Genomic DNA, 12,999 nt, shown 5'->3' with positions numbered 1-12,999 from the left:
ATCTATTACATGAAATTCTTGAAGTACTGCTTGATATTTATTTCACTTGTTGTTGGAGGTCAAATCCAAGCACAGGACCCAAACAACTTATCACCAAGCCAGCTAAATTCTGTAAACGTAGATGAACTTTCCGATGCACAGGTTCAAAGCTTTTTAGATCGAGCCAAAGAAAATGGTCTTACGCTTGACCAACTTGAGCTGGTGGCTAAACAGCGGGGCATGTCAAGCACACAAATTACCAAGCTAAGAAACAGAATTCGCCAACTTCAATTGAAAGGCACAGACACACAAATAGATAGTCCCACATCCAGGGTACGAAAAGATTACCAGCAGGACGATTTCTTTAATTCACTCAACACTAAAAACGATGAGGTTGCCACGCCTGAGGGATTGCAAGTTTTTGGAAAGGAAATTTTTGAATCTGTAAAACCTTCATTTGAACCTTCACAGAACTTGCCTACGCCCGAGAATTACATTCTTGGTGCTGGTGACGAAGTGGTTATTGATATTTACGGGGCTTCAGAGATCACCTATCAGCAGGTCATTAGCCCAGATGGTAGGATACTGATAAGCGGAGTAGGCCCGATTTCACTGGTGGGAATTTCTGTGCAATCAGCTCGAAAAAGAATCTTCAACAAACTTTCCAGCATTTATTCTGGATTGAAGGGGAATAACCCTAACACCTTTGTTCAGGTGTCATTAGGTCAAGTTCGGTCGATTAAGGTAAATGTGGTTGGTAATGTGACGCAACCAGGGACGTACACGCTATCCTCTTTTTCGACGGTGTTTAATGCTTTATATCAAGCAGCAGGCCCATCTAAAAATGGCTCAATGAGAAACATAACGCTGGTTAGAAATGGTAGCGAAATAGCTGTTTTTGATGTTTATAAATATCTATTTGAAGGAGAAGAAGATCAAAACCTGCAATTGCAAGACGGAGATGTGGTAGTTGTCAAACCATATGCTAAGCGGGTGAAAATTGCAGGATCTGTTAAAAATCCGGCCATTTATGAATTGAAAGATGACGAAACTTTTGATTATTTGCTTGCCATTTCTGGTGGCTTTGATGAGAAAGCGTTTAAAGATCGTATTACGATTGATAGGATTGGAGATTCCCAAAAAATGGTTTCCACCATCAGGCAAGAGCAGTTTGGCTCAGAGTTAATGCACAATGGGGACTCTATTTTTGTTTCCAAGGTGCTAAATACTTACAGTAATAGAGTGAAAATTGATGGAGCCGTTAAAAGGTCGGGGTACTACGAATTGACAAACGAGCTAACGCTTTCAGGACTGCTGGCACTTGCGGATGGTGTAAGAGAAGACGCATATTTGGTTCGCGGTAACATCATTCGATTGTCTGATGATTTATCATTACAAAATATTGCTTTCGATGTGAAGAGCGTTATGGCAGGCAGCCAAGACTTCATTCTGAGTCCGAATGATTTGGTGATTATCCCTTCCATTTTCGATCTACAAGAAGAGCAATTGGTAACCATAGATGGACAAGTTCGAAACCCTGGGGCCTTTCCTTTCATTGATAGCATGACCGTTGAGGATTTAATAAATATTTCTGGGGGATTGAAAGAAGACGCCAGCACAAGTACCATTGAAGTTGCCAGACGGTTGGTGACAGATGAAGATTTGTCAAAATCTTCCAAAATCTTCACCTTCCAAATCAATAAAGACCTTTCGATCAACGCTCAAGCCTCAGAGTTTGTGCTTAAACCCTTTGATTTAGTATTGATAAAATCGACACCCTTCATACGAAAACATAAGGTAGTAAGGATCGAAGGAGAGGTTAATTTTCCTGGCTATTATGCACTCGAAACCAATGAAGATCAAATTTCAGACGTCATAAAACGAGCAGGTGGAATAACACAATACGGTTATGCGGAAGGCGCTTCACTGATCAGAAGAACAGAATATTACCGAACTCAGTTTGAGAAAAAAGAATTACAAGCGTTACTTGAAATAAAGAGAAAGGAACTGGAAAAGAAGTTCACGGGAGGCCAATCAACAATTGAAAACTATAACCTTGTGGAGAAGCAGCTGGTTGAGTATGAAAAGGAATTGACTGAAGCCTTTAAGATTGAAGAGTCAACGGATGAACTTGAGGCACGAATTTTTAGAGCACAACAGCTGAGGAAATTGCTGCTGAGGGATTCGGTAAGCGGATCCGAAGATCTTATAGAACAACAAGCGATTGGCATAGAACTAGAGAAAATCTTAGAAAAACCAAACTCTGAATATGATTTAATCTTAAAGGATGGAGATTTAATCAGTATTCCTAAGAAATTAGAGACAGTAGGGATACAAGGTGAGGTACTATACCCCAATACGGTGAGATTTCAAGAAGGAATTTCTTTCAAAAACTATGTTTCTGCATCTGGAGGTTTTTCTTCAAAGGCCAAGGTTGGAAAATCATACATTGTTTACGCAAATGGTTCAGCAGAACGGACTAAGAACTTTTTGTTTTTCAAAACTTTTCCAAAAGTTAAGCCAGGGGCTGATATTATTGTCCCACAAAAGGAACCTAGGAGAAAGTTGAGCGTTCAGGAAATTCTTGGAATAAGTTCATCCTTGGCAACCATTGCATTGATAATTGATAGATTGAGTCAGTGATGGAGGAAACAGGAAAAACTAATACTGAGTATGAAATAGATCTCAAGGATCTAGCACGAGACATTTGGCTCAATCGATTATTTATTGTTAAAATATCTGCTTTTTTCTTTGTATTTGGACTGGTTATTGCCTTTACCGCAAAAATTGAATACATCGCTTCTTGTAAGCTTATGCCTGAGAATCAGGAAGGTGTCAGTTCAGATTTGGGAGGTTTGGGAGGTTTAGCTGGACTGGCAGGAATTAATCTGAATATGGCAAAAAGCGGATCTTTACCCCCAGAGCTATATCCGGAAATTGTAAAAAGCTCACCTTTTCTACAAAACCTGATCAACACTTCCTTATATTTTGAAAGAATTGATACGACTATTACAAGCTTCGACTATTTTAAAAATGAAAGACCATCATTTCTTGGTTTACTTTCTGAATATACAATTGGCCTTCCTGGTAAATTAAAAAATGTTTTCTCGTCAGCTAAAATGGAAGCGCAAGACTCGTATAGTATGATGAGATTTTCCAAAGAAGAATGGAATATTATACAAGGATATGCGGATCGGTTAAATGTTTCAGTAGACCCTAAAACAACTATTATTCGCGTATCTACTCAAATGCCTGACCCAGTCGCTGCTGCTCAGTTAGCTAATATTTTAGTTCTGAATTTGACAAATGATATCACTAAATACAGAGTAGAAAAAGAAGAAAATAACTTATTGTTTATCTCAGAAAGATTTGCCGATTCAAAAGAGAATTATCAAGTGAAGCAACGCGATTTAGCTAGATTTATTGATAGAAATAGAAATATTTCAAATTCAATAGTTAAAACTGAATATGAGCGACTCCAAAATGAAATGAATATTTCATTTGAGGTATATAAAGGTTTGGCAACACAACTAGAACAGGCAAGAATTAAGGTTAAAGAAAAAACACCTGTGTTTACCATTCTTGAACCTGTTAAAATTCCCGTTGAAAGATCTTCGCCGAACCGAAAGCTTCTTATTTTATCGATAACCTTTTTAGGGGTGATTGTTTCGACGCTTTACATTGCAATTAAGAGTATAATAAAAAAATGAAAAGTATATCTGTAATAGGACTTGGCTATGTTGGTTTGCCGTTAGCTGTAGAATTTGGAAAAAATAGGACCGTAGTTGGATTTGACATTAGTAAACAGCGAATTTCTGAACTTAATAGTGGTTTAGATAGAACATTAGAGGTTGAAAGCCATGAGCTAAAAGAAGCAAAAAAACTATCTTTTACATGTGATGTGAAAGACCTCCAAAGGGCAGATATACATATCGTAACAGTACCTACGCCTATCAACCGAGCCAAATCACCAGATTTGACACCATTACTCTCTGCTTCGAAGACAGTTGGTAGTATATTAAAGAAAGGGGATGTTGTGATTTACGAATCAACAGTTTACCCTGGCTGTACGGAGGAGGATTGTGTGCCGATTTTAGAAAAAGAAAGTGGATTAAAATTCAACGTTGATTTTTTCTGCGGTTATTCGCCAGAACGGATTAATCCCGGTGATAAGGTACATCGCTTACCAAGCATAAAAAAAGTGACATCAGGAAGCACAGAGGAGGTAGCCAATGAGATTGATGATTTATATAACACCATAATAACTGCTGGAACTCACAAAGCTGCTTCAATCAAGGTTGCAGAAGCGGCAAAGGTGATTGAGAATTCACAAAGAGATCTGAACATAGCATTCGTCAATGAACTTTCTGTGATTTTTGACCGATTAGGAATAGATACGAGTGAAGTTCTCGAAGCTGCTGGAACTAAATGGAACTTCCTTCCATTCAAACCGGGATTAGTAGGCGGCCATTGCATTGGTGTAGATCCATACTATTTAACGTATAAGGCTGAATCAGTAGGTTACCATCCAGAAGTTATTTTAGCAGGAAGGAGAATCAACGACAATATGGGAGTTTATATCTGCAATCAAATCATAAAACTGATGGTAGATAAGGGGCTTGCCATTAAGCGAGCAAAAGCTTTAGTAATGGGAATTACCTTTAAGGAGGACTGCCCTGACATTAGAAACTCTAGAGTTATAGATGTAATTAATGAACTTTCTTCTTTTGGGTTGGAGGTTGACGTATTTGATCCTCAGGCAGATAAAGTTGAAGTAAAAGAGGAGTATGATGTTGATTTGATCAGCAGTCCGGAGGATACATATGATTGTATTGTTCTGGCAGTATCCCACAAAGAATTTCTGGCCATGAATTTAGATAACCTAAAAAACACAAATTGTGTTGTTTATGATGTAAAAGGTATTCTGGATAAGAATGAGGTCGATAAAAGGTTATGAGGAAAATCTTGGTAACCGGAGGTGCTGGATTTATTGGATCCAATTTAATTGCGTCATTACTAGAGCATGACTTTGCTGTTACCTGTTTAGATAATTTATCGACAGGATCCGAAGAGAATATTAGTGAGTTTGAGAATCATACAAATTTTACTTTTATAAATGGAGACATATTAGATTTTGATCTTCTTTTGAAATTAACTCGTGAAGTAAATTTGGTAAGCCATCAGGCTGCCCTTGGCTCAGTCCCAAGATCGATAAATGATCCATTACTAACCAACCGTGTCAATATAGAAGGTACTCTTAACGTTTTTAAAGCATGCGTAGATAACGGTGTACAAAAGGTGGTATATGCGGCATCTTCATCTACGTATGGCGACTCAGCTGAATTGCCTAAACAAGAAGAAAGAATAGGTAAACCGTTATCACCTTATGCAGTAACTAAGTATGTTAATGAATTGTATGCGGATGTATTCCACAAAGTTTACGGTTTAAACATCATAGGTCTTAGATATTTTAACGTTTTTGGGCCGAAACAAAATCCACAGGGACCCTATGCAGCGGTAATACCTTTATTTATTAAAGCTATTTTGGAAGAATCAAGCCCAATCATATATGGTGACGGATTGACAAGTAGAGATTTTACTTTTGTGGAAAATGCGGTTGAAGCAAACATTAAGGCATTGGAAGCACCTCTGGAAAGCTACAATGCAGTGTATAATGTTGCATATGGGAAGAGTACCACTCTTGTTGAGCTGTTTGAGTTTATAAGAAAAGAAGCGAATTCAAACTTGGAAGTGAATTTTGGTGAGGAAAGGAAAGGAGATGTAAAGCACAGTCTAGCAGATATAAGTAAGGCCCGCAAATTTTTAGGATATGATCCAAAATATTCAATAGAAGACGGATTAAAAGCAACATTCAAATGGTATAAAGAACTAACTATATGACAAAGATTCAAATGGTTGATCTTAAAGGACAGTATTTGGATATCAAAGAAGATATTGATAGAGCTATTAATTCTGTGATAGAAACTTCATCGTTCATTAATGGCCCATCTGTTAAAGAATTTGCTTCAAATCTTTCAGCATGGAATGAATCTAACTTTGTGATTCCATGTGCCAATGGAACTGATGGGCTTCAAATTGCGATGATGGCACTAGGGATCAAACCCGGAGATGAAGTTATTGTTCCAGCATTTACTTACATAGCAACGGTTGAAGTAATTGCTTTGCTTGGCATTAAGCCTGTATTTGTTGATGTAAATCCCAATACATTTAATATAGAAGCTGATGAAGTGCGTGCCGCCATAACAGATAAGACAAAAGCTATAGTGCCGGTTCACTTATATGGACAGTGTGTCGATATGGATCCAATAATACAGCTTGCAAATGAGTATGATCTTTTTATCATTGAAGATCTGGCACAGGCTATTGGGAGCAGATACAAAGGAAAAAAGGCTGGTAATCTCGGACACGTTGGAGTTACGTCTTTCTTCCCATCTAAGAACTTGGGTTGTTATGGTGACGGTGGAGCTCTTATTACAAATGATGAAAGTTTGGCAGATAAGATTAAGATGATTGCCAATCACGGGCAATCAAAAAAATATTATCACGATTCCATTGGTGTTAATTCGCGCTTAGATACTCTTCAGGCTGCCATTTTAATTGAAAAATTGAAAAAACTAGATAATTATTTAGCCAAAAGGCAAGCAGCCGCACAAGTATATGATGAAAACTTAAAGGTGATATCTGATCAAATAAGAATACCAGCTAGAACTGAATATTCATCGCATGTATATCATCAATATACACTCAAAGTCATAAATGATAGAGATAAGCTAAAACAATTCTTAGCTGACGCAGGAATACCAAGTATGATTTATTACCCCTTGCCTATACCGAAGCAAAAAGCGTATTGTCATTATACAGATTTAGCGTTTAAGAATTCAGATTTGCTATCTAAGCAAGTCCTTTCAATTCCAATGCATACGCACCTTAAAAGTGAAGAGCAGAGTTTTATTTGCGAAACAATCAAATCATTTTACTCATGAGTAATGACGTTTTCGTGCATGAGTCTTCTTACGTTGATGAGCCTTGTCAAATAGATAAGGGAGTGAAAATTTGGCATTTCTCCCATGTAATGCATGATTGCCAAATAGGAGAAAACTGTAATATTGGACAAAATGTGGTCATTTCACCAGAAGTCATTCTTGGTAAAAACTGTAAAGTGCAAAATAATGTATCTATCTATACAGGTGTAATATGTGACGATGACGTATTTCTTGGACCTTCAATGGTATTTACTAATGTGATAAATCCGAGAAGTGCAGTAAATAGGAAGAATGAATATGCAAAAACACATGTAGGGAAAGGGGCTTCGATAGGAGCCAATGCGACAATAGTATGTGGAAATAATATAGGTAAATACGCATTCATTGGTGCTGGTGCAGTAGTTACAAAAGAGGTAAAAGCTTATGCTTTAGTCGTTGGGAATCCTTCAAGGCAGGTAGGTTGGATGAGTGAGCACGGTCAGAGATTAGTATTTAATGAAGAAGGTCTTGCCTTTTGCACTCAATCCGACGACCAATATAAATTAAAAGACGAGCAGGTAGAAAAGATAATTAGCCGATGAAAAATTTTACATTAATTGGTGCTGCAGGATACATTGCACCAAGGCATATGAAAGCAATTAAGGATACCAATAATCAATTGATTGCGGCTCTAGATACTTTTGATAGTGTTGGGATTATAGATTCATACTTTCCGAATGCTGATTTCTTTGTAGAGTTTGAAAGATTCGACAGGCACATAGAAAAATTGAAATACGAACAAAACAAGCATATTGACTATACGTCAATATGTACACCAAACTATTTGCATGATGCCCATATACGAATGGCTTTGAGAAGGGATTCTGATGCTATTTGTGAAAAACCTTTAGTCTTAAATCCATGGAATATTGATAAACTATCAAAAGTAGAAGAGGAAACCGAGAAAAGGATTTGGAACATTCTTCAGTTGAGGGTTCATCCTAGTATTATAGCCTTAAAGAAAAAAATTGAAGACGGACCTAAGGATAAGATTTACGATGTAGATTTAACATATCTTACAAGTAGAGGTCATTGGTATTACACATCATGGAAGGGTGATGTGTCGAAATCTGGTGGTATTGCCACCAACATTGGCGTTCACTTTTACGATATGCTTTCATGGGTCTTTGGAACTGTCAAAAAGAATGTAGTTCATGTCCATACACATGATAGAGCCGCAGGGTATTTAGAGTTTGAAAAAGCGAGAGTTCGCTGGTTCCTTTCAATTAATTACGATGTTATTCCTGAGCCTATTAAGGAAAAAGGACAAAGAACCTTCAGGTCTATTATTATCGAAGGAGAAGAATTAGAATTTAGCAGTGGTTTTACAGATTTACATACAAAATCCTATGAAGAGATTTTAAAAGGTAACGGCTATGGTATAAAAGAGACATTGCAAGCAATTGAAATAGTGCACAATATTAGACATGAAGATCCTGTTGGATTGAAAGGTGATTACCACCCATATGCAAAAAATCAACTCACTAAGCACCCATTTCTTTTAAAGTAAATTATGAGTGATAAGATGATACCATTAGCTAGTCCTAATATAAGCGATGCGGCTATCGATTCAGTTGTTTCTGTTTTGAGAACGGGAATGCTAGTGCAGGGTACCGTGGTTAAAGAATTGGAAAAGAACATCTCTCAATATCTGAATATTTCACATTGTAGTGCCGTTTCAAGTGGAACATCTAGCCTTCATCTTTCGCTACTCGCCTTAGGTGTTGGTGTAGGAGATGAGGTAATTATCCCAGCTTTATCCTATGTAGCAACTGCCAATGTTGTTGAACTTATTGGCGCCAAGCCAATATTTGTAGATGTAAAGAAAGACTTTACAATTGACCCAAAACTAATTGAGGAGCAAATTACTGAAAAAACCAAAGCCATAATTCCAGTTCATGAGTTTGGTCTAAGCGTGGATATGGATCCAATTATTGATCTTGCTAAAAAGCACAACTTTTTCGTAATTGAGGATGCTGCATGTGCTCTTGGATCTACTTACAAAGACAAACTTTGCGGTACAATAGGAGATTTTGGATCTTTTTCTTTACATCCCAGAAAGGCAATTACTTCTGGTGAAGGCGGACTTATTACAACAAGTAGTCAAGAATTAGATAGAAAAATAAGAACACTAAGGAACCATGGAATTCAACCAGATTCGTATCCTATGAATTTTGTTGAGGCTGGATTCAATTACCGAATGACGGAGTTTCAAGCTGCTTTAGTTAATGCTCAACTTGAATTATTATCAGGTTTAATCGAAACCAGAAATGAATTAGCTAAAATTTATTTTAATAAGATCGATACAAATAATTGTCGATTGCCAATAGTTCCGGAATATGCTCAGACAAATTGGCAAACATTTCATATTGTACTTCAATCTGAAGAACAACGGAATGAATTAAGAGATTATCTAATGACTAATCGAATTCAGTCCAATTATGGAGCACAATGTATTCCTGAAATGACTTTTTATAAAAATAAATATGATTTGGACAGTGCTTCCAAATTTCCTAATTCATATGAGGCTTATATACAAGGACTAGCGATACCTTTGTATGAAAAATTGACTGTTGAAAATATTAACTATATATCGGATTGTATTAACGATTTTTTAAAAAAATGGAGAATAAAACAATATTCATAACGGGAGGAGCTGGATTCATAGCAAATACCCTCATTAAGAACTATGTAGATAACAACAAGATTGTTGTCTATGATAACTTTCACAGAGATACACTTAGTGGGAGTGGTTTGTCTGACCATGAAAATGTGTCCATTGTAAAAGGCGATGTATTAGATCTTGAATTGCTTACTCAATCTATGAAGGGCGCTGATATCGTTATTCACGCCGCTGGTATTGCTGGTATTGATACCGTAATTAAAGATCCGGTAAGAACAATGAGAGTAAATATGATAGGAACCTCCAATGCGTTAGAGGCTGCACGGGTGAATGAAGTTGGTGATAGATTCATTGACTTTTCTACCTCTGAGGTATTTGGATCAATGGCTTTTCGATCATCCGAGACCGATTCGACAGTGGCCGGATCCGCGGGTGAAGCTCGCTGGACCTATGCAGTATCTAAGCTCGCTGGCGAGCACTTGGCGCATGCTTACCATCGTCAGTATAATCTGCCAGCTGTAACCGTTCGTCCATTCAACGTGTATGGTCCCGGACAGACAGGAGAAGGTGCAATTCAAATATTTATTAAGAAGGCACTAAAAAATGAGACTATAAAAATTCATGGTGATGGGAATCAAATTCGCGCATGGTGTTATGTCGACGATTTTGTTGACTGTTTAATTCGATGCATTGAAGATCCTAGGGCTATTGGTGAGAGTTTTAATCTTGGAAACGCACGAGCAGTTATTACCATTCTTGGTTTGGCCGAAACTGTCTGTAGGGTTCTCAAATCCGATTCTAAAATTGAATTTGAACCACCTTTGTCTGCAGATATTGCAATAAGAATCCCAAGTGTTGATAAGACACATGAATTGCTAGGTTTTAAAGCCCAAGTAGACCTAGAGGAAGGTATCTTAAAAACTGCTGAATGGATAAGAAAAAATCTAGATATTTAATTTGAATAGAAGAAAAGAATTAGAAAAGGATTTAAATCAACAGGAATTATTTGAGGCGCTTTCAGCTCTTAATAATTCGTTAGATTCTGCTTTTCATGAAAAGTATGATAGGTCTTTGCCATTTACTGAACTTATGTTCGATAGATGGGAGAGAGCTAAAAAACTTGGATTCGGAGAAGGATCTTCCATTTATGATAATTCCCTTGTTTTTGGAAAAGTATCAGTAGGTAAAAACTGTTGGGTTGGTCCTTTTACGATTTTAGATGGAAGCGGTGGACTGGTTATTGGTGACTTTTGTACCATATCATCAGGAACGCATATTTACTCACATGATAATGTGAAACAAACATTAAGCTCTGGAAACTTGCCTATAGATAGGGAGAAAGTCATTGTAGGAAAAAATACTTATATAGGTCCAAATACTATTATTTCGAAGGGAGTAAGTATTGGGGACTATTGTGTAGTAGGATCCCAGTCTTTTCTCAAATCAGATGTGCCTGATTATTCAATTGTTGCTGGTCAGCCAGCAGTAATAATAGGAAAAGTGATTATAGATAAAGAGCAAATCTCATTCAATTATAAGAAATGAACCCTGAAATAGAAAATTGTTAAATCCAACCCAATTAAATCTAAAAGGAAAGTTAAAGTTTCTGCTTAAAGATTCATTCGTATATGGATTTGCAAATGCGTTTACAAAACTTGCATTTCTTCTTGTTTTCCCTCTCTTAACAAGATTTTTTAGTGTTGAAGAGTTTGGCTTAATTGATACTTTAACCGTATTAAGTTTCTTTTTAATAAACACATTGACATTTGGTCAAGATAGTGCGGTTATTCGTTTTTTTTATGATCACGAAAAGGACGAAGAAAAAAAGCAAACTATATCGGAATCTTTTACAATTTTAGCTATCGGAGTTGCAACCTTTATTCCGGTGCTATTACTTTTTTCATCGCAACTTTCAGACTACTATTTTAGGTCAGATTCTAATTATTCAGAGCTTGTAAAATTGGTCTTATATCAAGTCCCGCTGGGAATTGTAATAAATTTTGTAGCCAATGTACTGAGACTTCAGTTTAAGAAAAAACAATTTCTTATCGTTACTCTTGGGTCTACAATGTCCTATATAATAGGACTACTAATAGCTATTACTCTTTTTGCTCCAACAGTCTACAACGTATTACAGATAATGCTATTTTCCCGAGGAGTATTTGCAATTGTAGGGATCATTCTTATCAAAAATTGGCTTGATATTTCTTTTAAATTTAAGTATCTAAAACAGTTGCTTGTATATGCCATTCCGTATGGTATTATCTGTACTGCAGATAGTTTCCTACCGACACTTGATAGGTATTTTATTGGGGTATTTTTTACACCTCATCACCTAGGATTATACGCTGCTGGTTATAAGGTCGCTCTATTAATTCAATTACCAATTCAAGCATTTCAAGCAGCCTGGGTGCCTTTCTATACATCAATGATAAAGGCTAGAGATTCATCCGAAACATATAGATCCGTTGCAATATTCTTTACATGTATATTGACGGTTGCAGTTCTTACAATTATCCTTTTTGGTAATGATTTTCTTACAATTCTTGCATCATCGAAATATGCTAGTGCAGAAATTATTATCCTTCCAATAGTTCTTGGATTGGCTTTCAAAAGTATTGGATCAGTTTTTTCTATTGGCATTGACATATCTAAAAAGAGCTATTTAAAAATCTATGGATACATTATTGGAATACTTTTTTCAGTTCTCTTTGTTAATCAAACAGCTAATAATAGTGGATTTTGGGTTATTTCTGTTGGTTTTATGATAGGTCTTTTGATAAACACAGTTTTAACATCTATCCTATCTCACAGAGTACATAAAATAGATTTTAACTACTGGAAAAGCTTTTATTTGATGATTATTGTTATGATCATTGGCTTTATTATGCAATTTCAAAACATCATTCTTTTTCAAGAATTCCCTATTTTGAAAGTATTAATTATTGTTTTTTATATGATTTTTATTTGGACAACTCAATTGAAAAGTGAGATTGATAAAATGAATAGCAAAAGTTGAATTCATCAAAATGAAAGTAGCCCTGTTGTGTAATATGAATAATAGTATGTTCGTTTTGCAGCGCTATCTATTAGATAGAGATGTTGATTCCCATTTATTTATACTTGAAACAGAACCCAGTCATTTTTTGCCAACTGCTGATACGAGCGTCCCTTCGAATTACGCAGATAAATGGAATAAGGTTAACTGGGGATCCAAGAAGTCTTTTTTTAATCTTGACTACAAGAAGGAGATTAAATACATTAGAAAACAATTTGATGTTGTAGTAGCATGCGGTTATGTCCCAGCATTTTTTCAAGCTGCTGGATGTAAAATTGATTTATTCATACCTTATG

Annotated in this window: 11 protein-coding genes; all 11 read left to right on the top strand. The window is 36.3% G+C overall.

Annotation, left to right across the window (positions count from 1 at the left end; all coding sequences use genetic code 11):
• Nucleotides 1–9: 9 nt before the first annotated feature.
• The 11 genes from ABJF57_RS02195 to ABJF57_RS02145 are packed head-to-tail and all read left to right on the top strand — an operon-like array spanning nucleotide 10 to nucleotide 12,664.
• Complete coding sequence (locus ABJF57_RS02195; protein WP_462231686.1) at nucleotides 10–2,622, top strand: SLBB domain-containing protein; 2,613 nt, start codon at nucleotides 10–12, stop codon at nucleotides 2,620–2,622.
• The gene (locus tag ABJF57_RS02190; RefSeq protein WP_462231688.1) at nucleotides 2,622–3,689 is read left to right on the top strand and encodes a Wzz/FepE/Etk N-terminal domain-containing protein; all 1,068 of its coding nucleotides are present in this window, start codon (nucleotides 2,622–2,624) and stop codon (nucleotides 3,687–3,689) included. The genes ABJF57_RS02195 and ABJF57_RS02190 overlap by 1 nt, the downstream gene beginning before the upstream one ends.
• Nucleotides 3,686–4,936, top strand: coding sequence for a nucleotide sugar dehydrogenase (locus tag ABJF57_RS02185; protein ID WP_462231690.1), 1,251 nt, complete (start codon nucleotides 3,686–3,688; stop codon nucleotides 4,934–4,936). The genes ABJF57_RS02190 and ABJF57_RS02185 overlap by 4 nt, the downstream gene beginning before the upstream one ends.
• Entirely contained in the window at nucleotides 4,933–5,880 is a 948-nt protein-coding gene (locus ABJF57_RS02180; protein ID WP_462231692.1) for an SDR family oxidoreductase, read from the top strand. Before ABJF57_RS02185 ends, ABJF57_RS02180 begins: the two co-directional genes overlap by 4 nt.
• The gene (locus ABJF57_RS02175) at nucleotides 5,877–6,983 is read left to right on the top strand and encodes a DegT/DnrJ/EryC1/StrS family aminotransferase (RefSeq protein WP_462231694.1); all 1,107 of its coding nucleotides are present in this window, start codon (nucleotides 5,877–5,879) and stop codon (nucleotides 6,981–6,983) included. The genes ABJF57_RS02180 and ABJF57_RS02175 overlap by 4 nt, the downstream gene beginning before the upstream one ends.
• On the top strand, nucleotides 6,980–7,564 hold the full coding sequence (locus ABJF57_RS02170) for an acyltransferase (RefSeq protein WP_462231696.1): 585 nt from the start codon (nucleotides 6,980–6,982) through the stop codon (nucleotides 7,562–7,564). The genes ABJF57_RS02175 and ABJF57_RS02170 overlap by 4 nt, the downstream gene beginning before the upstream one ends.
• Nucleotides 7,561–8,532 (top strand): Gfo/Idh/MocA family protein, encoded by a 972-nt coding sequence (locus ABJF57_RS02165; protein WP_462231698.1) that lies wholly within the window; start codon nucleotides 7,561–7,563, stop codon nucleotides 8,530–8,532. The genes ABJF57_RS02170 and ABJF57_RS02165 overlap by 4 nt, the downstream gene beginning before the upstream one ends.
• Nucleotides 8,533–8,535: 3 nt before the next feature.
• Nucleotides 8,536–9,669, top strand: coding sequence for a DegT/DnrJ/EryC1/StrS family aminotransferase (locus tag ABJF57_RS02160; protein ID WP_462231700.1), 1,134 nt, complete (start codon nucleotides 8,536–8,538; stop codon nucleotides 9,667–9,669).
• Entirely contained in the window at nucleotides 9,645–10,601 is a 957-nt protein-coding gene (locus ABJF57_RS02155) for an NAD-dependent epimerase/dehydratase family protein (RefSeq protein WP_462231702.1), read from the top strand. Before ABJF57_RS02160 ends, ABJF57_RS02155 begins: the two co-directional genes overlap by 25 nt.
• Nucleotide 10,602: 1 nt before the next feature.
• A complete protein-coding gene (locus tag ABJF57_RS02150; RefSeq protein WP_462231704.1) occupies nucleotides 10,603–11,190 on the top strand; it encodes an acyltransferase in 588 nt (195 codons plus the stop codon).
• A 16-nt stretch (nucleotides 11,191–11,206) separates the two neighbouring features.
• On the top strand, nucleotides 11,207–12,664 hold the full coding sequence (locus ABJF57_RS02145) for a lipopolysaccharide biosynthesis protein (RefSeq protein WP_462231707.1): 1,458 nt from the start codon (nucleotides 11,207–11,209) through the stop codon (nucleotides 12,662–12,664).
• The last annotated feature ends 335 nt before the right edge of the window (nucleotides 12,665–12,999 follow it).

It is taken from the genome of Ekhidna sp. (assembly GCF_039940915.1).
Taxonomy (GTDB): domain Bacteria; phylum Bacteroidota; class Bacteroidia; order Cytophagales; family Cyclobacteriaceae; genus Ekhidna.
Note: the sequence above shows the minus strand (reverse complement) of the source record. Positions and strands in the feature narration are given on the sequence as shown.